Raw genomic sequence first — 22,996 nt, forward strand, 5'->3', positions numbered from 1 at the left:
GACGCGGGAGTGGCCGGCGGACTCACCAAGCCGCACCGACGATGCGCGGTTCCGGTTCCAGTGCGATGTCGAAGCGCGCCTGCACGGATGCGGCGATGCGGCGCGCCAGCGCCAGCAGCTGCGCGCCGCTTGCATGGCCATGGTTGACCAGCACCAGCGCGTGCTCCGCGGACACGCCGGCGTCGCCGTCGCGGTGGCCCTTCCAGCCGCAGGCATCGATCAGCCAGGCCGCCGACAGTTTTCGCGTGGCGTCGCCTTCGCCGCGGAACACCGGCAGCGCGGGGTGCGCAGCGTGCAGCGCATCGGCGCGGGCGGCGGGCACGATCGGGTTCTTGAAAAAGCTGCCCGCGTTGCCGAGCACGGCGGGGTCGGGAAGCTTGCGCCGGCGGATCCGGATCACCGCTTCGGCGACCTGCACGGCGGTGGGCTCGGCAATGTCCATGGCGGCCAGTTCATCGCGCAGGCCGGCGTAGTCGAGCACCGGTGCCTTGTCGTGCGAGAGCGCGAATTCGACCGCGGTGACGATCCAGCGCGCCGGGTCGCGCTTGAACGCGCTGTCGCGGTAGGCGAATCCGCATTCCCCGGGGCCGAGCCGCTGCACCCGGCCGGTGGCGCGCTCGAACACTTCGACCGCATGGACGCGCTCGCGGACCTCGACCCCGTAGGCGCCGATGTTCTGGATCGGCGCCGCACCGACGGTGCCGGGGATCAGCGCCAGGTTCTCCAGCCCGCACAGCCCCAGCGACAGCGTGTGCATGACGAAGTCGTGCCACGGCACGCCGGCGCTGGCGCGGGCGATGACGATGCCATCGTCGCCCCGCGCGGTCTCGACGTTGCATGCCGTCAGCGCCAGCACCGGTCCGGGCGCGTCGGCGGCGAACAGCAGGTTGCTGCCGCCGCCGAGCACCAGCAGCGCCGGATCGGCCGCATCGACGATGCCGGTCGCGAACAGCCGCGGCAACGCTGCGGCATCGTCGACTTCGACCAGCAGCGGCGCGCGGGCAGCGATGCCGAAGGTGTTGCGCGTCGCCAGGTCGGCGTCCTCGACCAGCCGGTAGCCATCGCTCATCGTCGGCTCACTGGTTGGGCAGGTTGCCGCGGCTTGGGGCTTCCTTGCGCCGGCGGATCGCTTCGACGCATTCGCCGATCAACGCCGGGCCGCGATAGACCAGGCCGGTGTAGCACTGCACCAGCGAGGCCCCGGCCGCCATTTTCTTGGCCGCGTCCGCGCCGGACAGGATGCCGCCGACGCCGACCAGCGGGATCGATTCGGGCAGCCGCGTGCGCAGCATCCGCAGCACCGCGGTGGACTTGTTCATCAACGGCTCGCCCGACAGCCCCCCGGTCTCCCGCGCGCGCGGGTCTTCCTGCACGGAGATCCGCGAGACGGTGGTGTTGGTGGCGATCACGCCGTCCACGCGCATGTCGCCAAGCACGCGCGCGGCGGCGTCGATGTCGTCGTCGGACAGGTCCGGCGCCACCTTGACCAGCATCGGCACGTACTTGCCGTGCCGTGCCGCGAGCCGCTCCTGCTCCTCGCGCAGGGTGCCGATCAGCCGCCGCAGCGCCTGTTCTTCCTGCAGCTCGCGCAGGCCGGCGGTGTTGGGCGAGGAGATGTTGACGGTGATGTAGTCGGCGACCGGATAGACGTGTTCGAGGCAGAACAGGTAGTCGGACGAGGCCAGTTCGTTGGGCGTGTCCTTGTTCTTGCCGATGTTGATGCCGAGCAGGCCGTCGCGGCGGCGCGCGCGGCCGACGTTGCGCAGCAACGCCCGGATGCCGTCGTTGTTGAAGCCCAGGCGGTTGATCACCGCGCGGTGGCGCGGCAGGCGGAACATGCGTGGTTTCGGGTTGCCCTCTTGCGGTTCCGGCGTGACCGTGCCGATCTCGACGAAGCCGAAGCCCAGCGCCAGCAGTGCGTCGATGTGCTCGCCGTTCTTGTCCAGCCCCGCGGCGAGCCCGACCGGATTGCGGAAGGTCAGGCCGAACGCCCGCGTCGGCAACGGCCTGGGCTGCCGCGCCAGCAGCGGCGACAGGCCGCTGCGATATACGGCTTCCAGCGACGCCAGCCCGATTCCGTGCGCGCGTTCCGCGTCGAATCCGAACAGGAAGGGGCGGGCGAGTCCGTACATCTCAGGCCGTCATCGGGGTTGGGGCAAGCATAGCGGCGAAACGCCCCCTTCGGAGAAGGGGGCGGTGAAGCGCGCAACGTTGCACCGTGGCGGCAATGGGGGAGCGGGAGCGCGCCGCGTCATGGAGCCGCGGCGTTACAGGTCGAACTTGATGCCCTGCGCCAGCGGCAGCGCGTCGGAGTAGTTGATGGTGTTGGTCTGCCGGCGCATGTAGGCGCGCCATGCATCCGAACCCGACTCGCGACCGCCGCCGGTTTCCTTCTCGCCGCCGAACGCGCCGCCGATTTCCGCACCGCTGGTGCCGATGTTGACGTTGGCGATGCCGCAGTCGGAGCCGGTCGCGGCAAGGAAGGCCTCGGCGGCCTTGAGGTTGGTGGTGAAGATCGCCGACGACAGGCCCTGCGGCACGTCGTTCTGCATCGCGATGGCGTCGTCGAGCTTCGCGTACTTCATCACGTACAGGATCGGGGCGAAGGTTTCGGTCTGCACCACTTCGGCCTTGTTCTCCAGCCCGGTGATGATCGTCGGCAGGACGAAGTTGCCCTTGCGGTCGGTCAGGGCCTTGCCGCCGCTGGCGACGGTGCCGCCGGCCGCCTTGGCCTTCTCGATCGCGCCCAGGTAGGCCTGCACCGCGTCCTGGCTGTTGAGCGGGCCCATCAGGTTGGCCGGGTCGGTGGGGTCGCCGATCTTCTTCTCGACCTGGCCGTAGGCGGTGACCAGCCTGGCCAGCACGTCGTCATGGATCGATTCGTGCACGAACACACGGCGGGTGCTGGTGCAGCGCTGGCCGGCGGTGCCGACCGCGCCGAACACGATCGCCGGGATCGCCAGCTTCAGGTCGGCGGTTTCGTCGACGATGATCGCGTTGTTGCCGCCCAGCTCCAGCAGCGAGCGGCCCATGCGCTGGGCGACGCGCTCGCCGACGTGGCGGCCGACCTTGGTCGAACCGGTGAAGCTGACCAGCGCGATGCGGCGGTCGTCGACGAAGCTGGAGGCCAGCTCGGTACCGGCGTCGTTGAACAGGAAGAACAGGTCCGGGAAGCCGCCCTTGCGCAGCGCCTCGTTGCAGATCTTCATCGAGGCGATCGCCGACAGCGGGGTCTTGGGCGAGGGCTTCCAGATGCAGATGTCGCCGCAGACGGCCGCGATGAACGAGTTCCACGCCCACACCGCGACCGGGAAGTTGAACGCCGAGATGATCCCGACCAGGCCGATCGGGTGCCACTGCTCGTACATGCGATGGCCGGGGCGCTCGGAATGCATGGTCAGGCCATAGAGCTGGCGCGACAGGCCGACGGCGAATTCGCCGATGTCGATCATCTCCTGCACTTCGCCGTCGCCCTCGGGCTTGGACTTGCCCATTTCCAGCGCGACCAGCGAGCCGAGCGCGTCCTTGTGGGTGCGCAGCGCGTCGGCGCACAGGCGGATCGCCTCGCCGCGGCGCGGTGCGGGGGTCGTGCGCCAGACCTTGAAGGCGGCCTGCGCGCGCTCGACGATCAGCTCGTAGTCGGCCTGCGACGAAGCCTGCACCTTCGCCAGCACCGCGCCATCGGTCGGGTTGACCGGTTCCAGCACGCCGGCATCGCTGGTCTTCGACCATTCGCCGTTGCCGAGGTAGGTGCCCGATTCGTTGCCGGTCAGGCCGAGGGCGGTGAGGACGGGGTGGGTCATGGCAAGCTCCTGGAGGAAAACTGTAGGAGCGCCCCATGGACGCGATCCGGCGCCATCGAGGCGATCGCGCCCATGGGGCGCTCCTACAAGGGGAAAAGTGGTGCCCCCGGCGCGATTCGAACGCACGACCTTCCCCTTAGGAGGGGGACGCTCTATCCAGCTGAGCTACGGGGGCATTAGCCGGCTATTTTCGCACGAACCCGCGAGCGGCTGGGAATCAGCGGCGGGATGCCGCGGTAACGGCGTGCCCGATTCCGGCCCGGGATCGCTCGAACCACCACAGCGCGGCGCTCGACAGCAGCCAGGCGAGGAACCACGGCCAGCGCGGGCCCGACGTGGCAGCGACGCCGGCGGTTGCCGGAGCGCTCGCCGCGGCGAGGGCCTGCGTCTGCTCGCGCAAGGCGGCGGCCTGCAGGCCGGGGACGTCACCCGCGGCACGGACGTGGAAGGACAGCCGGTGCTCGTCGCCCGGCTGCGCGGGAGGAGACGTGCGCAGGACGTGCCAGCCGGGCTGGCGCGGCCAGAACGCCGCGCAGCCGCCGGGGCCGCTGGCCGGGTCGATCAGCACCGTGACGCTGCGGCCGTCCGGCGTATCGACCCCGGCGCGACCACGCAGGCCGCACAGCACGACGCGCTGGCCGGCGAATGCGTCGCCTTCGACCGCGGGGGCGGGCGTGCCGCGGGCGCGCGCAAGGGTGGAGAACAGCGTGCCCCACAGTTCCCCGTGGCGATCGCCGTGGCCGGCGAGCACCAGCCGGAAGCTGTCGTCGAACGTGGCGATGCCGATGCGGCCCGCGCCCCGCGCACGCCAGCTTGCCAGCGGCGTGCCGCTGGCGTCGGGCACGAGCGGGCTGGCGTCGATGGCGCCGATGCGCAGCGGCGCGCGGGTCAGGGTGGGCAAGGCTTTGCCGTCGTTTCCGGTCTCGTCCCCGACGCCAGTCAATGCCGCGGGCAGGCGCACTTCGCGCGCCGAGCCTGCAGGCGTCGCGGTGAATCCGAGTTGCAGCAGTGCGCTGCGATCGGCGCCGTCCGGCACGGTGGACAGTCGCAGCAGCAGGCCGAGGCCATCGCGGATCGCCAGGTCCAGCGCCGCGCGGCGCGCCGCGCCGAGCGATTGCCAGGCGCGCTGGTCTAGCACGACCAGGTCGAACTTGCCGAGGCTCGCGGCATCGAACGCCACCGGCGCATCGCCGATCTGCATGCCGGCGCCGAGGCTGATGCGGGTGTCGAGCGACAGCCCGGCATCGGTCGCCCAGCGGCGCAAGTACTTCAACTCCGGGTTGGGCGCGCCCGCCAGCACCAGCACGCGCAGCGTGGCACCAGGTTCGACCACGAGCGGCAGCGTGGTGTCTTCAACGCGCCGCTTGTCGCTGTCGCGCAGTTGCAGTCGCCAGGTCGCCGGGCCCGCGCCGCGTGTCGTGCCGGCGAGCCGGAAGCGGCCATCGGCAGCGATGCTGGCGCGGGCGACGACGGCGTTGCCGGGATCGAGCAGTTCGGCGCTGCCACCCGGCAGGCCTTCAGCGCGACCGCCGACTTCGAACCGGCGCCCAGCCTGCACCTGCTGCGGCGGCCACAGCGCGACCAGTCCGCGCGGAAGCGGCGCCGGCACGAAGTCCAGCGCGCGGCCCTGCGCGGCCGGTTGATCCCGCGCCACGAGTCCGGCGCCGAGCACGCGGATGCGCGTGGTCGCTGGATAGCGGCGCAGCGCGGCGGCGAGATCGGGCATGCGTTCGGCGCCGCGCAGCGCCGGCGCTTCGGGCAGCGCGACCATGCGTTCGCCAGGCGACAGGCCGGCCGTGGATGCCTGGTCGGCGCGGGCGGTCGCCACGACCAGCGTTCCGGCCTGCGTGTGCATCGCAGGCGGGAACAGCACGCAGTACAGCAATGCCGCGCTTGCAGCCTGTGCGAGCAGCAGCACGATGACGCGCCAGGCGCGCGGCCGGACGTCCACGCTGGCGTGGCGTGCCCGCCACACGGCCCGGACGCTGGCCGCGAGCACGGTGAATGCGAGGGCGAGGGCGGTCGCGACTTCCGCGGTCATCGCGCGCCTCCGGCGTCCAGTGCATCGAGGTAGGCCCGGCCGGCGTTGTCCGCGCGGTCGCGCTGGGTCGGCGCGGGCGTCGGCCGCGGCAGCAGCGGCCACAGCGCCTGGCGCAGGCGCTCGCGGCACTCGGCGCATGCGGGGTCGCGGCGCGCAGCGTCGATCGCGGCGAACAGTGCCAGTGGATCGGATGCCTGCGCGTGCTGCGCGCGCGCCCAGCGTTCGAGCGCGTCATAGTCGGGCGCCTTGCGATCCTTGCCCGGCGCGTCCTGCAGCGCGCGCCACGCGGCGGCGGGGACGGGATCGACCGGTGCGGCATCGGCCAGCACGTCGCGCCGATCGCCGAGCCCGCTGCGGTCGCCGCCCAGGCGCCGGCTTTCGTCGATCGGCGGCAGTTCGCTGCCGGTGCGCGCGAGGTAGATGCGGTCGGCCTGCTGCACCTGCTTGATGAAGTCCAGCGCCTTGCGAGCGAATGGCAGCGCCGCGTCCGGGCTGCCCAGGCGCAGCTGCTGCTCGGACTGCCACATCTGGTCGAGCGCGGCGCGCAGCAGCTTCTTGGTTGCCGGATCGAGCAGGGTCGCGGCTTCCGAGAGGTCGTGGGTATGGCCGTACTCGACCAGGACCGCGCCGGCTTCGCCGAATTTCGCCGGTGGCGCGCCCGGGGCAGGGGCGTGGTCGTCATGGCCGGCGTGGTTCCCGGACTGCGAAGCGGCATGCGCGGCATGATCGGTGTCGCGGCTTTCACCTGCGTCGTTGGTGGGCAGGTCGTTCGTCGGCAGGTCGTTCGTGGCAAGCGCCGGCGCGCCTTCGCTTTCCTCGCCGAGGAACTGGCCATAGCGCAGCCGCAGCAGGCGCTGGTCGACCCCGAGTTCGTCGGAGCGCTTGAGGAACGCAGCGGCATCGAGCCTGCGCTTCTGCGCCAGCAGCGCCCCGGCGTCGATGATGATCTGGCGCTGGCTGCGCAGGTACGCCGGCAATGCCTGCTTCACCAGGCCCTCCATGCCGGTGGATTCGACTGCCCGCTCCGGCGGCCAGCGCAGGATGAAGCTCGGGCTGCGGGTGTGCTGAGGCTGCGGCGCGCGATTGTCGGCCACTTCCAGGCGCACGATCAGGTCATCGCCTGCGACCAGGCCGAGCGAGGCGAGGTCGAGCGTATGCGCGTAGCGCTTGTGCTTCGCACTGCCGCGCCCGGCGATCGCAATCGTGCGCTGGCGCGTGGTGATGTTCTCGCCACCGCCCTGGGTCTGGATCAGCTCCAGGCGCGCGCCCGTCGCGAGGCCGTGGTCGTCGTCGGCCTCGAACACCAGCGCCCAGCTGCGCTGGCCGCTGCCGCGGATGCTGAGGTTGCGGTCGGGCTGCAGCGCGCGCAGCACGGGCGGCGCATCGGCGACGGCATCGATGCGATGCAGGGCCGCCTGCGCGGCCGGCAGCGGCGTCGGCAGCACGAGGCGGTAGAGCGTCGACCTGTCGATGCGCATGCGCGCGGTCCAGTCGTCGCCATGGCGCTGCAGTGGCAGGCGCCGGCCGTCGTGGAACAGCAGTTCGGCGGATTCCGGTGTCGGCGCAAAACGCAGCGTCCACTGCAGCGTCGTGCCGGCGGGCACTTTGGCCTCCAGCGTGGTTTGTTGCCGCGCCGGCAGGCCGGTGTACGCCGGAGGCTGGATGCCGAGTCGCTGTTCGACCAGCCGCGGCGCCGCGGCCTTGCCGGGAACGACGGCCGCGGGGGCGCTGCCATCGGCCGATGGCCCTCGTGGTGCCGGCCACAGCGCGACGACCGTTGCGGCGACCAGTGCCGCGAGGACGGATGCGAGCAGGGAACGGGGGCGCCACGGTTCCCGCAGGTCGGGGCGCGGATGCGCTTCGAGCCGCTGTTGCAGGCGCGCGCGCTGCAGTTGCTGCAACGGGCCAGACTGGTCTTGCTCGCCATCGCCGGAGAACAGCAGCGCGGCGCTGTCTTCCATGTCCGGCCGCGTTGCATCAAGCCGGCGCGCGAGCCAGCGCGCGTCGATGGCGCGCATGGAGCGCCATGCGAACCAGAGGGTCGTGATCGAGGCCAGCGCCAGCAACAGCAGCAGCCAGGCATTCCAGTCGCAGCGCCACGCCAGCGTGGCCAGCACGCCCAGCCACGGCAGCGCATGCAGCAGGACATTGCTGCCACGACGCCGGCGCGCGGCTTCACGCAAACTGCGCAGGAGCGTTTCGGCGCTCATTCTGCCGCCCCGTGCCGCGGACCACTGGCGAGCCAGCGTTCGACCGCGAACAGCAGTGCCACCAGTGCAATGAGCCACGGTGCCAGCGGGCGTGGAGTTTCCGGCCAGGGCGGTGTGCCGGTCGTCGGCGCATAGGCGCTGGCAGCCGCGCGTGCGGGCGCGGGCGCGGGGTCTTCGAACAGCACGCGCAGGTGATCGGGGAAATCGGCTTCCAGCAGCTGAGGCATGGCATCGGGCGACAGCGCGCGCGTGAGCTGCATGATCCGGCCGCGGCCCAGCGGGGCGCCGCGGACGAGCGCATCGCCCTGGCCGTCGCGCCACAGCGGCGCGGACTTCGCGAGCTCCGGCGCCTCGACATCGGCGGCAAGCAGCGCACGGCCGCCGTTGTCGATCCAGTCGCGGACGCGTGCGGGCAGCGCGCCGGGCACGAGCCAGACGAGGTTGCGCGTGCCGGCGTCGAGCGCTTGCGATGCCGGGGCGATCACGATGGGCGACGCGGCGGTGGCTGCGGTCGCGGACTTCGAGTCGGTGCCGGCCGCCGGCATCTCCGCGCGCCAGGCGGCGCCGGCCGCGCGCAGGTAGCGCAGTGCCGGCGCGTGCTCCGGCGCGTGGATCACGGTCAGCTCCGGGATTGCGGTCGCGGCGATGGCGGCCGGCGGGTGCGCCGCGGAAGGCATCACGCGCCAGTCGACGCGGCGGCTCAGCCTTGGCCGCTGCGCATCGGCGCCGTCGATCAGCGCGGGCACGAGCACGGTCAGCGGCGTGCCGGCGGGAAGCACGGCGTCGAGTTCGCGCAGCAGGCTGGCGACGGGTTGGCGCGGCGCCGGTGCGGTGTCGTCGACGCCGGGAAAGCCGGGCGCGAGCCAGTGCAGGCGTGCGTTGCCGCTGCCCGCGGCATTGTGCAGGGCCGCCGAGCCGACTTCGGGCGCGGCCACGATCCACGGCGTGCGATCGGGCTGCCCGTACAGCACCGGGCGTGCCAGCAGCACGGCCAGCGCGGCGAGCAGGAGCAGCCGCACCAGCAGCAACAGGCGCTCGTCGAAGCGGCGCCTGCGGCGCGGACGCGACCGTGTCGACAGCCAGCGCAGCGCGGCGAAGTCGGTGATGCGCTGCTCGCTGCGGCGCGCGAGGTGGATCAGCAGCGGCAGCAGCAGCGCCGCCAGTGCGGCGAGCCCGGCCGGGAACAGCAGCGCCAGGTTCATGCGCCGGCGCCGCGGTGCGCGCCGAACAGCGCCCGCAGCGGCGCGTCGAGCGGCTGGTCGAGCACGTGTTCGACATGGCGGATGCCGCTTGCGGCGAAACGCCTGGCCAGCGCCGCGCGCGCAGCGGTGAAGCGTTCGATGAACCCGTCGCGCACCGCGGCGCCATCGCCGAGGACTTCGTCGCCGGTTTCCGGATCGCGGAAGCGGTGGCCGCCGCGGAACGGGAAGTCACGCTCCTCGGCGGTCAGCAGCTGCACGACCACCACTTCGCGCCGCGCGGCGGCGAGGCGTTCGGCCAGCGCCACCACGGCGTCGTCGAAACAGTCGCTGAGCATGATCACCAGCGTGCCGGCGTGGATGCCTTCCCACAGCGGGCGCAGCCGCTGGCCGGGCCATGCGCCGCTTGCCAAGAGGCGCTGGAGTTCGAGCACGCAGCGGTCGCGATGGCGCGCGCCGCCGCCCGCCGGCAAGGCGTGCAGGCCGCTGCCGCCGGCGGCAATGACGCCGAAGCGGTCGCCCTGGCGCAGCGCCAGTTCGATCGTGCAGGCGGCCAGCGCCTTTGCCGCATCCAGCCGCGACCAGCCGGGGCGCGCGGCGTCGCACTGCGCCATCGACGCGCTGGCGTCGAGCAGCAACCACGCGGTCAGCGGACTGTCGCGCTCGGCCTCGCGCACGAAGAACCTGTCGGAGCGCGCATAGAGTTTCCAGTCGACCTGGCGCAGCGAATCGCCGGGCTCGTAGGCGCGGTACTGGGCGAACTCCAGGCCAGCGCCGCGGCTGCGGCTGTGGTGCACGCCATAGCCCTGCACAGCGGCCGGTTGCCGCATCGCCAGGCGCAGCGTGCCCAGCCGCGCGCGCGCGTCGGCGGGGATGAGGTCGGGATGCGTCGGGGTCGAAGTGCTCATGGTGCTGGAGGCTTGCCTGCGGGAGCGGCGGAAGCCGCGAGCTTTTGAGTGCAGCCGATGGAAGGTCGAAAGCTCGCGGCTTCCGCCGCTCCTTCGGAATCAGGAGGCGGCGAAGAGCACGTTGCGCAGCAGCATGGCGACGATGTCGTCGGCCGACTTGCGTTCGGCCTCGGCGGCGAACGACAGCAGCAGCCTGTGGCGCAGCACCGGCGCAGCAAGCGCGTGGATGTCGTGGCGCGTCGCGGCCAGGCGGCCATGCAGCAGGGCGCGCGCCTTGGCGGCCAGCACCAGTGATTGCCCGGCGCGCGGGCCGGCGCCCCAGCGCAGCCACTGTCGCACTTCATGGGTCGCGTCTTCATCGGTCGCGCCCTTGCCGGTCGCGCCGGCCTGCGGACGGCTGGCGCGGACCAGCCGGGTGACCCAGTCGAGCAGGTCGTCGCCGAAGTGCACCTCGCGCACCCGCGATTGCAGGGCGAGGATGGCATCGCCGCCCATCACCCGTGGAACCGCGGCGGCGCGCGTGCCCGTGGTCTGGGTGATGATGTCGCGCTCCTCGGCTTCGCTTGGATAGTCGACGCGCACGTGCAGCAGGAAGCGGTCGAGCTGCGCTTCGGGCAGCGGATAGGTGCCGGCCTGTTCGATCGGGTTCTGCGTCGCCAGCACGAAGAACGGCGCGGGCAGCGCATGGGTGACGCCGGCGTAGCTGACGGTGTGTTCCTGCATCGCCTCCAGCAGCGCGGCCTGGGTCTTGGGCGGCGTGCGGTTGAGTTCATCGGCCAGCAGCAGGCTGGTGAACACCGGGCCGGGCTGGAACTTGAACGCGCGGCGGCCGGTGCCGTGGTCTTCTTCCAGGATCTCGGTGCCGATGATGTCGCTGGGCATCAGGTCGGGGGTGAACTGCACGCGCCGGAACGGCAGGTCCAGCGCCTGCCCCAGCGAACGCACCAGCAGCGTCTTGCCAAGCCCGGGCACGCCTTCGAGCAGGCAATGGCCGCCGGCGAGCAGGGCGATCAGGAGCTGTTCGACCACGTCGTCCTGGCCGACGACGGCCTGGGCGATGGCGGCGCGCAGGGTGGTGAGTTGCGCGAGTTCGGCCTGGAGATCGGCTTCGGTGGGGGGAGTGCTCATGTGGATCCTGTCGTTCAGATGCAGATGGAGACGTGGATTCGCGGGAATGACGACGGGATGGGCCGGGGTACGCGGGACAGTCATGCCGTCAGCGCATAGATCGCGATATTGACGGCAAACTTGGTGTTGTCCTCGGCCAGCCAGCGCTTGTTGCGCCAGTCGTAGTCCCATTCGCAACCATAGTCCTTGTTGCTGTAGAGCACGCCGAGGCGGCCGTTGACGTCGATGCCCTTGAGGTAATCGTGGACGAGGTCGTCGCCCCAGCCGTTGAGCTCCAGGCCGGTGGCCGGCGGGCCGTCCTTGAAGGTGAAGAAGCTGCGGTAGATGCCATGGCTGTTCGGCAGCTTCTTCAGCGCACTGGTGCCGAAGATCGACGCCATCTGGCGTTCGAACGACGTGGCGAACAGGCCGTCGATGTCGTGGTTGCAGTCGTCGACGAACACGAAGCCGCCGTTGCGCACGTACTGCTCGAAGTTGCGTCGTTCGGCGGGGTTGAACTCGACCAGCTTGTGCCCGGCGAGGTAGCAGAACGGCGCCAGCAGCATCTTCGGGTCGGCCAGCGCCACCACGTGCTCCTTCGGGTCGACGCGCAGGCTGGTGTAGTCGATCAGCGAGGTGATCATGTTCGCCGGCATGCGCTGGTCGACGTCCCAGTCGCCGGAGTCGTACTTCAGTCGCGTGAACCAGAAGTCGTAAGGCGCCGCGGCGCGGGCGAGCGGGGCGAGCGCGGCGCCGGCCGCGCCACCAAGGACAAGTTTCAGGAACTGCGCGCGGTTCACGATGCGGCCGTCCGCTGTCCGTCAGCCCCGCGTGGCCGGGGGGCCATGGACGCCGGCCCTGTGCAGGTCAAGGTTCCCGCGCTCCCGCCTGCGCCGGCGCGGCGGGCAGCGCGAGATGGCCAGCCCGTTGCCGCCCATGGTGCCGGGGGCGCGGTGCTTCACACCGCATCCGACAGCGAAGTGAAGGTGAAGTCGCGCAGCTTCATCGGCGGGATCATCATCGCGATCGAGGACTCGTCGCCCTGCACCCGGATCGGCTTGCCGAGCTCCTCGATGTTGTTGAGCATGATCACCGGCGATTCGTTGAAGCGGAAGTTCTTCACCGGGTACTTGATCTCGCCGTTCTCGATGTAGAAGGTGCCGTCGCGGGTCAGCCCGGTCAGCAGCACGGTCTGCGGATCGACCATGCGGATGTACCAGGTGCGGGTGACCAGGATGCCCTTGCTGGTGCCGCGGACGAGGTCGGCGGTGGACTTGTCGCCGCCGGCCATGATCAGGTTGCCGGGCGTGCCGACCGCGCGCTTGCCGCTCTTCTGCGCCCAGTAGCGCGAGTAGTCCAGCGCCACCACCTTGCCGTCCTTGACGATGTCCATCTTCTCGCGCGGCAGGCCGTCGCCGTCCCAGGGCATGACCGGGACATCGGCATCGCCGGGATCGGCGTGGAAGTTCACGCGCGGGTCGTAGACCTGCTCGCCGATCTTGTTGCCACCGCCCTTCTTCGACAGGAAGCTGCGGCCTTCGTCGGCCTGGCGCGCGTCGAAGTAATTCATCATGAACGAGATCAGGCCGGCCGCCGCCGCGGGCTCCAGGATCACGGTGTACTTGCCCGGTTCCAGCGCCTTGGCGCCCGACGACGCGGTGGCCTTGCGCACCGCGGTGCGGATGTCCTGGCCGGCGTCGAACTTGTCGACGTCGCCGAGGTTGCGCCCGACCCAGCCGGACCCGCTGCCGTCCTCGGTGCGCACGGTGCAGGTGTAGTCCAGGCCGCTGGACTGCTGGTAGCCGAAGTTGCCGTTGCTGTTGGCGAAGGCCTGGAAGCTCTGCCCGTCCTGCAGGAAGCCGGCGGCGACGAGCTTCTCGGCCTTGCAGGCATCGATCGAGTCGGCGGCGACCTTGGCGCGGTATTCCGGCGAGATCGCGGCGGTGGACGCATTGAAGGTCCGGGTGGGCGTGTAGGCCTGCTTCCCGACGGCGGGCATGAACTCGGGGTTCTCCGGCGAGAGCCTGGCCAGTTCCTCGGCGCGGCGCACCACGCGCTCGAGCGAGGCGTCGTCGAACTGGTTGATCGTCGCCACGCCGCTGCGCTTGCCGAACGCGACCTGCACGACCAGGTCGGTGTTGTCGACCACGCCGCTGGTGGATACGTTGTTGAGCGCGAAACGGATGTTGCCGTCGATCGACCCGCTCAGCTGCGCGGTGCATTCGTCGGCGGTCGACAGCTTGATGACCTTGTCGAGGATGGCCTTGGCTTGCGCTTCGGTGAGGATGCTCATTGGCGAATCTCCTGTGGTCCGCTCAGCCGAGGCTGCGGGCGCTGCTGATGACGTTGACGCCGTTGAACCGCGCCGTGCTCGAACCGTGCGAGACCGTCGAGACCTGGCTCGGCTGACCCTTGCCGTCGAAGAACGAGCCGCCCATTCGGTAGTCGCGCTTGTCGCAGACCGCGACGCACGAGTTCCAGAATTCCGGGGTGCGCATCTGGTAGGTCACGTCTTCGAGCATCCGCGTGATCCTGCCGTTCTTGATCTCGTAGAACAGCTGGCCGCCGAACTGCGCGTTGTAGCGCTGCTGGTCGATCGAGAACGAGCCGTCGCCGATGATGTAGATGCCGTTCTCGACGTCCTTGATCATGTCGGCGACCGACAGCTCGGCCTTTCCCGCCTCGAGCGAGACGTTGGGCATGCGCTGGAACTGCACGCTCGACCACGAATCGGCGTAGCAGCATCCCTGCGAGTGGTCGAGGCCGAGGATATGGGCCTGGTCGCGGATCGCCTGCAGGCTGACCAGCTTGCCGTCGCGGATCAGGTCCCACTGCTGGGTCTTGACGCCCTCGTCGTCGTAGCCGACGGCGCCGAGGCTGCCGGGCTGGGTCTTGTCGGCGATGATGCTGACGTGCTCGCTGCCGTACTGGAAATGGTCCCTGACCTTGTCGAGGGTGACGAAGCTGGTGCCGGCGTAGTTGGCCTCGTAGCCGAGTACGCGGTCGAGCTCGAGCGGGTGGCCGATGCTCTCGTGGATGGTCAGCCAGGTGTGCGAGGGGTCGAGCACGAGGTCGTACTTGCCCGGCTTCACCGACGGTGCCTTGAGCTTCTCCTGCACCTGCTTCGCCGCGGCGATGGCGTCCTCGACCATGTCATAGGAGGTGCTGTAGTTGACCACGCCGTTGGGCGAAACGACCTTGCCCGAGGAGTCGCCGTCCAGGTACTCGTAACCCATGCCCATCGGCGCGGACAGGCCCTCGCGGGTGCGGAACTTGCCGCTGGCCTTGTCGATCCCGGTCACGCTCATCGGCGCCCAGATGCGGTGCACGTCCTGGTCGATGTAGGAACCATCGGTGGACGCGAAGTATTTCTGTTCGTTGACCAGGAACAGCATCGAGTTGACGAAGCTGGCGCCGGCATTGGTCGCCGCGGCGTTGACGCCCAGCAGCAGGTCGACCTTGTCCTTGACCGGAACGGCCATCGCGTTCTTGCGGATCGGCGTCTTCCACGCCACCTCGCCGACGCCGGGCGTCGGTGCAAGCTGCACCGGCGCGGTCTGGGTCTTCGCGTTCGCCCTGGCGATCGCGACGGCCTGGCGCGCGGCATTGGCGACGCCCTGCGTGGTCATGTCGTTGGTCGCCGCGAAGCCCCAGGCGCCGTTGGCGATCACGCGGATGCCGACGCCGCTGGATTCGGTGTTGACCACGTTCTGGACCTTGTCCTCGCGGGTGATCACGAATTGCCGCAGGTAGCGGCCGATGCGTGCGTCGCAGTACGAGGCGCCGGCCTGGGTGGCGGCCTGCAGCGCGGCGTCGGCCATCGCCTTCTTCAGGCCCACGTCCATCGTCGCCAGCAGGGCCTCGGCGGCGATCGCGCGCGTGCCGAAGGGAAGCGCCAGGCCAGCCAGGCCGACGCCGCTGATCGCGAGGAAGTCACGTCTGTCCATCGAGTTGCTCCACCGGTATGGCCTGCGCGCGTCCGTCGGGTCCCCGGGACGCAGGCGTGAGAAGAGGGCGAACCCGTCGACTCTGCTGGCGGCGATGCGGAAGGGTCAAGTGACGTTCGTCACCCCCACCTCCACTGGGCGGCAGGACGAGTTGCATCCCCGACGACCGTGCAAAGCCTGCAGGAAGCCGTCGGCCACGCAGAGCCGACCCGCGACGCTCAGGCAACGTTGTCGGGTTCAGCGGTTGCGAGGTGCGCGTCCGGCTCGGCGATGGCTTCCCGGAGCGCGTCCGGCGTGCGCCTGGCCACGACGCTGGTCGCGGTGAGGTCGGCACTGACGTTGCCGACCGTCGAGAACACGTCGGGAATCGTGTCCACCGCGAGCAGCACGCCCAGCGGTTCGATGGGCAGCCCCATCGCCTGCACCACCGGCATGTTGGTGGCCATGAAGCTCACCTGCCCGGGCAGGCCCACCGAACCCATGCTGACGATCACCGCCAGGCCGACGCCGGCGGCGACGTGGGCCGTGGTCACGTCGATGCCGTAGATCCAGGCGATGAACGCGGCCACGCCGAGGTACTGGACCGGGCTGGTGATGCGGAACAGCGAGACCGCCATCGGCAGCACCAGCGAGCTGACCTGCAGCGGGTAGCCCAGGCGCACGCGCGCGCTTTCGAGCATCGCCGGCAGCGAGGCCAGCGAAGACTGCGTGCTGGCGGCGATGGTCTGCGCCGGGATGATCGCCAGCGCGAAGCGCTTGAACGGCTCGCCGCCGAAGACGCGCGCGACCAGGTACAGCATCACGGTGACGCTGATGTACAGCGTGCACTGCAGCGCGATGTACCAGGCCAGCGCGCTGAGCATCTTCACACCCACCTGGGCGCACACCGCCAGCACCAGCGCGAACACCCCCAGCGGCGCCACCCACAGCACCCAGCGCACGATCACGATCATCACGTCGCCGATCGCCTGCACGAAGTCCAGCAGCCGTGCCTTGTGCGCCGGGTCGATGCGGTTCAGGGCGAAACCGAAGAACAGCGCGAACACCACCAGCGGCAGCATTGCGCTGGCCGCGGCGGCGGCGATCACGTTGGCCGGGATGATCGCGGCGACCGCTTCGCCGAAGCCGCCCGGCGCGGTGCCGGCGGCCACCGGCGTCAGCGCGGTGCGGAACGACTGCACCAGCGCCTCGTCGCGCGGGAGCAGCGAAAGCAGGGCGGGCGCGGCGATCGCGGTGTAGACCGCGGCCAGGGTCAGCAGGACGAGGAACACCACGATCGCCCTGCGCGCGGTGCGGCCCGAGGATGCGGCGTCGCTGGCGGTGTTGACGCCCAGCACGATCAGCGCGGCGACCAGCGGCACGACCGTCATCTGCAGTGCGTTGAGCCACAGCCGGCCGATCGGCTGCACGAAGCCGGCGACGACGGTGGCCGTGGCCGGGTCCCAGAGCGCGAGCGCCAGGCCGATGATGGCGCCCAGTGCGAGTCCGAGCAGGATGCGGAAGGTCATCGACATGCGGTGCGGGCCTCGTGCGGAAGGAAGGGCGATGTGCGATCACTTGGGAGCGCCCCATGGGCGCGATGCGTGCGCCGGCAAGGCCATCGCGCCCATGGGGCGCTCCTACGGCAGGTGCCAGGCAGCTTGCAGGCGATCATGTTCGGCCTGCGGCAGCAGCACGAACACCGGCTTCGCGTCCGGTCGCAGCCAGCCGTACAGCCGCTGCATCGTCGTGTCGGCCATCGCGGTGCAGCCCGCGGTCGGTGCGCCGGGCGCCTTCCACAGGTGGGCGAAGATGCAGCTGCCCGCGCCCTTGCGCGCGTCCGGGTTGTGTTCGATCACGAAGCCGCTGCGGTAGCGCTGGTCGCCGCCGTTGTGCAGGTCCAGGCGCATCGGCTCGCTGGAGCCGCGCACCGCGGCGTCGCCGACCTGCGCAGCATCGACGATGCGGTTGTACAGCGGCGAGGCAACGACATCCATGCACCAGCTGCTGGCCTGCATCTGTGCGTAGGGCAGGGCGGTGCCGGCATGTTCCGAGTAGCCGAAGGCCTCGCCGATCGCGAACACGCCGGCCGGTGCGCGGCCGTCGCCCTCGCGCTTGACCGGTCCACTGGTTTGCGCCGGACTCAGGCCGATGCCCCAGCCAGAACCGCCGCGGCCGACGCTCACCGGCGCCGCTTCGCCCTGTTCGCGCCAGGCCCCGGCTTCGTCGCGCGCGAAGGTGCGCAGGGTGCCGGTCGTGGCATCCCAGTCGGCGGTGGTGACGAGCACCATCTGGCGGGCGTCGCGCCAGGCAGTGGCATCGGATTTCGGGCCGACGGTCGTGCAACCGGCGAGCACCAGGACGGCGAATGCGGCAAGAATGCGAAGTGTCATGTCCATGGTCATCAGGTCGGTTGCAGGGGCGCCCCATGGGCGCGATGGCCTTGCCAGCGCAAGCATCGCGCCCATGGGGCGCTCCTGCGGTCAGGTATCGAGCATCGGGTGCATCAGTTCGAGGTTGATCGACAGCTGCTGCAGGCGACCTTCATCCTCGCACAGCAGCTGGAAGATCAGGTCCAGCAGCTGCTGCAGCGCGGTCTGGTAGAGCAGCGGCTGGATGTGCGCGCGCTCGTCGTGGGCGGAGACCAGCAGGGACAGGTCGGCGTGCGCTCGCAGCGGGTTGGCCGTGTGCCGCGTCACCGTGACCACCTTGCCGCGGCGTTCGTGGAACAGCCTGGCGATCTGGCACAGCGACGACTGCCTGCCGTGCTCGGAGAACGCCAGCAGCACGTCGCCGCCCGATGTGGTGGACACCGCGGCGGGCATCAGCACCGGGTCGAAGTGGTGGACCGCGAGGATGCCCAGCAGCGACAGCTTCATGGCGAACGCGCGCGCATGGATGCCGTCCGGCCCCAGGCCGATCACGAACACCTTCTGCGCGCCGCGGATCGCGTCGGCGATGGCGTCGATCGTCTCGGGCGGATTGATCAGCCGGGTTTCCTCCCCGGCCTGCGCCTTCGCGCGCCACAGGCTCTCGGCCAGCGCGGCGTGCGGGTGCGGGTCTTCGCTCGCGATGGGCGCGCCGTTCTCGTCGCCGTCGTCGCCGCGCGCGAGCGACTCGCCGACCGAATACTTCAGGTCCGGGTAGCCCTTGAAGCCGAGCTTCTGGCTGAACTTGACCACGCTCGACTGGCTGATGCCCAGCGCGCTGGCGAGCTGCTGCGAGGAATAGTCGCGCAGCAGGTGCGCGTTTTCGAGCACGAAGTCGGCGATGCGGCGCTCGATCGCAGACATCTGGTCGCGCTCGGAGCGGATCTTGAGCAGCGGCGACATGGCCTGCGGCGCGTCAGGCGGTGAGTGGTTCGAGGCCGCGGATTTCGCGGATGCCCAGCCCCGGCGCGTCGCCGATCGAGATTTCCGATTCGTTGAACGTCACTCCGCCGTCGACCGGGTCGAAGGCGCACAGCGAGGGACCGTCCAGGTCCACCTTGGTGATCACCCCGGACTTGGCCACCGCCACGTGCACCGCGGCGGCGACGCTGATGCTGGTCTCGAGCATGCAGCCGATCATGCATTCCACGCCGTACAGCGCGGCGATGTCGGCGATGCGGATCGCATTGGAGATGCCGCCGGTCTTCATCAGCTTGATGTTGATGATGTCGGCGGCGCGCGCCTTGATCAGGTCGATCACCTGCAGCGGGCCGAACACGCTTTCGTCGGCCATCACCGGCGTGTGCACGCGGTCGGTGACGTATTTCAGTCCGTCGATGTCCTGCGCCTTGACCGGCTGCTCCAGCAGCTCCAGGCGCACCCCGGCGTCCTCCAGCGACTGCATCGCGTAGACCGCCTGCTTCGCGGTCCAGCCCTGGTTGGCGTCCAGGCGCAGCAGCGCACGGCCCTCGACCGCGGCATAGATCGCCTTGACCCGCTCGATGTCGACGCCGATGTCCTTGCCGACCTTGATCTTCAGGGATTCGAAGCCGCGGTCCACGGCCGACAGCGAGTCGGCGACCATCTTGTCGATGTGGTCGACGCTGATGGTGATGTCGGTGGTGATCACCGGCTCGCCGCCGCCGAGCATCTTGTAAAGCGGGGTGTCATAAAGCTGCGCCCACAGGTCGTAGACCGCGATCTCGACCGCCGCCTTGGCGCTGGTGTTGCGCTCCAGCGCGCCCTGGATGAGGCGGGTGATGCGGTTGAGGTTGGCGACCTCCTCGCCGATCAGGCGCGGCGCGATGAACTTGTTGATCGCCGACACGATCGAGCCGTGGGTGTCGCCGGTGATCACCGCCGTGGCCGGAGCCTCGCCGTAGCCGACGTGGCCGGTATCGGTGTGGATGCTGACGACGATGTCCTCGACCAGTTCGACCGTGCGCAGCGCGGTCTTGAACGGCGTTTTCAGCGGAACCCGCAGCATGCCGAAGCGGATGTCGGTGATCTTCATTGCGTCGCCTTGTGTGGTGGGCTGCCGGCCGCGGTGCTCAGGGCCGGATGCGCTGGATGTTGGTGATGCGGTCGACGTAGGTCTGCGCGGCGTTGAACCGCAGCGGCGTCAGCGGCGTCACCGATACTCCGTTGAGGTGGCCGCTGACCGGCTTGCCGTCGGCGCCCAGCCAGCTGCCGCCGTTGGTGTCGTGGATGACGTAGGGCATGCCGTTGTCGTGCCCGATCACCATCATCACGTGGCCGGGGATGTAGACCAGGTCGCCCACCTGCAGGTCGGCGACCGCATCCATCCGCTTGTCGCGGCCGTCGGCGGCGCCGAAGGCGAGCCGGTTCAGCGCCGGGCTCACGGCCTGGTCGCGGGTGTTGCGCGGCAACAGCACGCCGAAGCTGCGGTAGACCTCGGACACGAAGCCGCTGCAGTCGCGGGTGTCGTAGGAATGGCCCCAGCCGTAGCGTTCGCCAAGGAACTTGAACGCCTGGCGGATCAGGTTGGCGCGGGTCAGCGGCAGGTAGTCGGGCGAGACGTCGGCCGTGCGCGGCAGCAGCGCCGGGACGATGCGCAGGCTGCCGTCATCGCTGCGCACCGGCAGTTCGATCACGTGCGAGGCGTAGGCGGCCTGGCCGTTGACGGCCTTGGTCCCGGGCCAATCGCGCAGCACCGGCACGCGCACGCCCATGTCCAGCTGCAGGTCCGAAACCGCGGGCAGGTCGGGGGTGAAGGTGGTGCGCACCTTTGCGCCGGTCACCACCAGGTAGGGCACCTTGCGGGTGTAGGAGAACACCTGGGTCTTGCTGCCCTCGGCGACGTGCTGCTTCTCGATCCACGCCGCATACAGGTTGCCGACCACGAACAGCCACTTGTGGTCGCGGCTCTCGTGCACGATCGCCACCGGGGTGCCCGGGAAGAACGCGCTCTCCTGGAAGCGGTCGATGTCGGTGTCGCCGACGCTGCTGAACACGCGCGTCGTGGTCGGGAAGGTGCGCAGGTCGGCGCGATGGACGACCAGGCCGTAACGGGTCTGCTGCGTCTTCGGGATCGCCTTGAGGTTCAGCGCGTCCATGAGGCCGTCGAGGGTCTTCTTGCCCACCGGCTTGCCCTGCACGTCGTACAGCGGCCGTGACGGCCGCGACGACAGGTCCTCGATCCATTCGCGCACCTGCGCGGCAGGCAGTTCGCCCGGCAGGCCCTCGACGTCATGCAGCGAGGGATCCTCGTGCTGCAGCCTGCGGTTCTGCGATGCGATCGCGCCGCGGTCGAGGATCACCTTGTCGGCCTGGCGCTGGCGATCGACCCAGTAGTCGGGGGTGAGCTGGTTGGTGTCGACGCCGATCACGCCGGTCGGCTGCGGCGCCATGCGGGCATCGGCGTGCGGCGGCAATCCGCCGGCGAACAGGCCGAGCAGGGCGGCCAGGAGGAAAGTGCGCTTCATCGGTTCGATCCTGCGTCGGCGGGAGGAACAACAGTGTCCGGGAACCGCGCTGACACCGGCGTGCAGGTCGTCGAGCGACGCCGTGCTGGCCGCGCCGGCAGCGCGCAGGGCATGAGTGGCACGTGTGTCTTGCACTGCAGCATGGATCTCCCCCGACGCCCGAATGGCGCCCCCGCCGCGGGCATCATGGAATACATATTTCTTCTTATGCAAGTTTTTCGAATAATTTATTGACGGTGCTGTGGGCGCATGTTACACAGCCGTAACGATGGGGCACATGCAGCGGGGCAGGGCACGGCGTGTATTTCACCTGGATCCATCCGGTTCGCACACCGTCGACCACGTTGGTGGCGGCAGGCCTGCGCTCGCGCCGCTGGCTGGCCGGCTGCCTGCTGTGCGCAGCGCTCGCCTGTGGCGTGACCGCCGCGCAGGCCGTACCTGCACCGCCTTCGGTGCAACAGGTGTCGGCGCTGGTGGATGCGGGTGACTTCAAGGCGGCCGAAGCCGGCATCGCCGAAGCGCTGGACCAGCCCGGCATGGCTGCGGTGCAGCAGCGGGCCTACGCTTTCCAGCGCGAGCGCATGCGCCGCATCCTGCTGGACTTCACCCTCGAGCAAGCCGATGTCGAGGCACGCGTGCGCAAGCAGATCCCCGACCTGACCGATGCCGAGTTCGCGAAGTGGAACGCGGCCGGATTGTTCGAACACCAGGTCATCGACGGCCGCACGCTCTACTTCAACCGTTCGCCGTCCAACCTGTTCCGGCTGAGCGAGGAGGCGCTGTCGCGCCGCGATCCCGGGCTGTCGCCGATCAGCGACGGCCCGATGGAATCGCTCAACGCGCACCAGCGCGCGATCCGCGACGCGGCGCTGGCGGGGCACCAGGCCAACGTGCTTCCGCTGCGGCTGCGCATGACCCAGAAGCTGTCGGTGGATGCCGATGCGGTGCCTGCCGGCGAAACCGTGCGCGCCTGGATTCCGTATCCGCAGTCGCTGCCGGGGCACCAGGAAGACATCGTGTTCGTGGCCAGCGTGCCGGCCGCGCACGAGATCGCACCGGAAACCGCGCCGCAGCGCACGGTGTACCTGGAAAAGCCGGCAAAGGCTGGCGCCCCGACCGAGTTCTCGGTGACCTACGAACTGACGATCTTCGGCCAGTACCACGCCATCGATCCCGGCAAGGTGGTCGCGACCACGATCACGCCGGAACTCGCGCCCCATGTGGCCGAACGCGCCCCGCACGTGGTCTTCACGGATGCGATGCGCGAGTTCTCGCGGCGCGTGGTGGGCGACGAGACCAATCCGTACCGCATCGTGCGGAAGCTGTTCGCCGCGGTCGACGAGATTCCGTGGGCCGGGGCGCGCGAGTATTCGACCATCAGCAACATCAGCGACTACGCCCTGCACGCCGGCCACGCCGACTGCGGCCAGCAGACGCTGCTGCTGATCACCCTGCTGCGGATGAACGGCATCCCGGCGCGCTGGCAGTCCGGCATGGTGTTCAGCGACGGCGACTACAGCAACATCCACGACTGGGGGCAGGTGTACCTCGCTCCCTACGGCTGGGTGCCGATGGACGTGACCACCGGCCGGCTTGCCGCCGACAAGGGCACCGGCAACGACCCGTCGATGGAATGGTTCTACCTCGGCGGCCTGGACAACTGGCGGATCGCCTTCAACCAGGACTGGGACCAGCCGTTCCAGCCGCCGAAGAAGCACTTCCGTTCCGACAACATCGACTCGCAGCGCGGCGAGGCCGAATGGGACGGCGGCAACCTGTATTTCAACCAGACCGGTTACGACTTCGAATGGCAGATCCTGCCGGCGAAGCAGGGACGCGCCACGCTAGACCACTGATTTCAACAATGCCATCCACAGCATCGACGGGGAGAGGGAAATGAGCAACGAGCGGAATCTGCGCAGACGCG

17 protein-coding genes and 1 tRNA gene are annotated in these 22,996 nt (G+C 69.9%); 1 reads left to right on the forward strand and 17 read right to left on the reverse strand.

Features of this window, described 5'->3' with window-relative positions; all coding sequences use genetic code 11:
• Positions 1–22: 22 nt before the first annotated feature.
• The 17 genes from murB to H570_RS0107165 all read right to left on the reverse strand — a co-directional run bounded on the left by murB (position 23) and on the right by H570_RS0107165 (position 21,069).
• The gene (gene murB / locus H570_RS0107085; protein ID WP_027080124.1) at positions 23–1,069 is read right to left on the reverse strand and encodes a UDP-N-acetylmuramate dehydrogenase; all 1,047 of its coding nucleotides are present in this window, start codon (positions 1,067–1,069) and stop codon (positions 23–25) included.
• A 7-nt stretch (positions 1,070–1,076) separates the two neighbouring features.
• The gene (locus H570_RS0107090; RefSeq protein ID WP_027080125.1) at positions 1,077–2,132 is read right to left on the reverse strand and encodes a quinone-dependent dihydroorotate dehydrogenase; all 1,056 of its coding nucleotides are present in this window, start codon (positions 2,130–2,132) and stop codon (positions 1,077–1,079) included.
• Between the two features lie 135 nt (positions 2,133–2,267).
• Positions 2,268–3,803 (reverse strand): L-piperidine-6-carboxylate dehydrogenase, encoded by a 1,536-nt coding sequence (gene amaB, locus H570_RS0107095; protein ID WP_027080126.1) that lies wholly within the window; start codon positions 3,801–3,803, stop codon positions 2,268–2,270.
• 98 nt (positions 3,804–3,901) lie between these two features.
• Positions 3,902–3,978, reverse strand: a tRNA-Arg gene (locus tag H570_RS0107100).
• 42 nt (positions 3,979–4,020) lie between these two features.
• The gene (locus H570_RS0107105) at positions 4,021–5,844 is read right to left on the reverse strand and encodes a hypothetical protein (RefSeq protein ID WP_027080127.1); all 1,824 of its coding nucleotides are present in this window, start codon (positions 5,842–5,844) and stop codon (positions 4,021–4,023) included.
• Positions 5,841–8,054, reverse strand: a complete 2,214-nt coding sequence (locus H570_RS0107110) for a hypothetical protein (RefSeq protein ID WP_027080128.1) — start codon at positions 8,052–8,054, stop codon at positions 5,841–5,843. Before H570_RS0107110 ends, H570_RS0107105 begins: the two co-directional genes overlap by 4 nt.
• Positions 8,051–9,256, reverse strand: coding sequence for a BatA domain-containing protein (locus tag H570_RS0107115; RefSeq protein WP_027080129.1), 1,206 nt, complete (start codon positions 9,254–9,256; stop codon positions 8,051–8,053). Before H570_RS0107115 ends, H570_RS0107110 begins: the two co-directional genes overlap by 4 nt.
• Positions 9,253–10,161, reverse strand: a complete 909-nt coding sequence (locus tag H570_RS0107120) for a DUF58 domain-containing protein (protein WP_027080130.1) — start codon at positions 10,159–10,161, stop codon at positions 9,253–9,255. The genes H570_RS0107115 and H570_RS0107120 overlap by 4 nt, the downstream gene beginning before the upstream one ends.
• A 99-nt stretch (positions 10,162–10,260) precedes the next feature.
• A complete protein-coding gene (locus H570_RS0107125; RefSeq protein WP_027080131.1) occupies positions 10,261–11,289 on the reverse strand; it encodes an AAA family ATPase in 1,029 nt (342 codons plus the stop codon).
• Positions 11,290–11,369: 80 nt separating this feature from the next.
• Positions 11,370–12,068, reverse strand: a complete 699-nt coding sequence (locus H570_RS0107130; RefSeq protein ID WP_027080132.1) for a DUF4159 domain-containing protein — start codon at positions 12,066–12,068, stop codon at positions 11,370–11,372.
• Positions 12,069–12,226: 158 nt separating this feature from the next.
• Entirely contained in the window at positions 12,227–13,561 is a 1,335-nt protein-coding gene (locus H570_RS0107135) for a TldD/PmbA family protein (protein ID WP_027080133.1), read from the reverse strand.
• 22 nt (positions 13,562–13,583) lie between these two features.
• Positions 13,584–15,215, reverse strand: a complete 1,632-nt coding sequence (locus H570_RS0107140) for a TldD/PmbA family protein (protein ID WP_027080134.1) — start codon at positions 15,213–15,215, stop codon at positions 13,584–13,586.
• A 218-nt stretch (positions 15,216–15,433) separates the two neighbouring features.
• Positions 15,434–16,729: a dicarboxylate/amino acid:cation symporter gene (locus H570_RS16775; RefSeq protein ID WP_051176208.1), complete on the reverse strand. Its 1,296-nt coding sequence runs from the start codon at positions 16,727–16,729 to the stop codon at positions 15,434–15,436.
• A gap of 105 nt (positions 16,730–16,834) precedes the next feature.
• The gene (locus H570_RS0107150; protein ID WP_027080135.1) at positions 16,835–17,587 is read right to left on the reverse strand and encodes a L,D-transpeptidase family protein; all 753 of its coding nucleotides are present in this window, start codon (positions 17,585–17,587) and stop codon (positions 16,835–16,837) included.
• A gap of 90 nt (positions 17,588–17,677) precedes the next feature.
• On the reverse strand, positions 17,678–18,526 hold the full coding sequence (locus H570_RS0107155; RefSeq protein ID WP_027080136.1) for a MurR/RpiR family transcriptional regulator: 849 nt from the start codon (positions 18,524–18,526) through the stop codon (positions 17,678–17,680).
• A 13-nt stretch (positions 18,527–18,539) separates the two neighbouring features.
• Complete coding sequence (locus H570_RS0107160) at positions 18,540–19,637, reverse strand: dipeptide epimerase (RefSeq protein ID WP_027080137.1); 1,098 nt, start codon at positions 19,635–19,637, stop codon at positions 18,540–18,542.
• Positions 19,638–19,674: 37 nt separating this feature from the next.
• On the reverse strand, positions 19,675–21,069 hold the full coding sequence (locus H570_RS0107165; protein ID WP_027080138.1) for an SH3 domain-containing protein: 1,395 nt from the start codon (positions 21,067–21,069) through the stop codon (positions 19,675–19,677).
• Between the two features lie 347 nt (positions 21,070–21,416).
• Here H570_RS0107165 and H570_RS0107170 point away from each other — a divergent pair, with 347 nt between their 5' ends.
• A complete protein-coding gene (locus tag H570_RS0107170; protein WP_425411550.1) occupies positions 21,417–22,925 on the forward strand; it encodes a transglutaminase-like domain-containing protein in 1,509 nt (502 codons plus the stop codon).
• The last annotated feature ends 71 nt before the right edge of the window (positions 22,926–22,996 follow it).

Source organism: Luteimonas mephitis DSM 12574, assembly GCF_000422305.1.
In the GTDB taxonomy this organism is placed as follows: Bacteria; Pseudomonadota; Gammaproteobacteria; order Xanthomonadales; family Xanthomonadaceae; genus Luteimonas; species Luteimonas mephitis.

Bases quoted from the DNA above. Each gene is read 5' to 3' on its own strand.
- murB (WP_027080124.1), bottom strand. From the start codon at position 1,069: ATGAGCGATGGCTACCGGCTGGTCGAGGACGCCGACCTGGCGACGCGC.
- H570_RS0107090 (WP_027080125.1), bottom strand. From the start codon at position 2,132: ATGTACGGACTCGCCCGCCCCTTCCTGTTCGGATTCGACGCGGAACGC.
- amaB (WP_027080126.1), bottom strand. From the start codon at position 3,803: ATGACCCACCCCGTCCTCACCGCCCTCGGCCTGACCGGCAACGAATCG.
- H570_RS0107105 (WP_027080127.1), bottom strand. From the start codon at position 5,844: ATGACCGCGGAAGTCGCGACCGCCCTCGCCCTCGCATTCACCGTGCTC.
- H570_RS0107110 (WP_027080128.1), bottom strand. From the start codon at position 8,054: ATGAGCGCCGAAACGCTCCTGCGCAGTTTGCGTGAAGCCGCGCGCCGG.
- H570_RS0107115 (WP_027080129.1), bottom strand. From the start codon at position 9,256: ATGAACCTGGCGCTGCTGTTCCCGGCCGGGCTCGCCGCACTGGCGGCG.
- H570_RS0107120 (WP_027080130.1), bottom strand. From the start codon at position 10,161: ATGAGCACTTCGACCCCGACGCATCCCGACCTCATCCCCGCCGACGCG.
- H570_RS0107125 (WP_027080131.1), bottom strand. From the start codon at position 11,289: ATGAGCACTCCCCCCACCGAAGCCGATCTCCAGGCCGAACTCGCGCAA.
- H570_RS0107135 (WP_027080133.1), bottom strand. From the start codon at position 13,561: ATGAGCATCCTCACCGAAGCGCAAGCCAAGGCCATCCTCGACAAGGTC.
- H570_RS0107140 (WP_027080134.1), bottom strand. From the start codon at position 15,215: ATGGACAGACGTGACTTCCTCGCGATCAGCGGCGTCGGCCTGGCTGGC.
- H570_RS16775 (WP_051176208.1), bottom strand. From the start codon at position 16,729: ATGTCGATGACCTTCCGCATCCTGCTCGGACTCGCACTGGGCGCCATC.
- H570_RS0107150 (WP_027080135.1), bottom strand. From the start codon at position 17,587: ATGACACTTCGCATTCTTGCCGCATTCGCCGTCCTGGTGCTCGCCGGT.
- H570_RS0107155 (WP_027080136.1), bottom strand. From the start codon at position 18,526: ATGTCGCCGCTGCTCAAGATCCGCTCCGAGCGCGACCAGATGTCTGCG.
- H570_RS0107160 (WP_027080137.1), bottom strand. From the start codon at position 19,637: ATGAAGATCACCGACATCCGCTTCGGCATGCTGCGGGTTCCGCTGAAA.
- H570_RS0107165 (WP_027080138.1), bottom strand. From the start codon at position 21,069: ATGAAGCGCACTTTCCTCCTGGCCGCCCTGCTCGGCCTGTTCGCCGGC.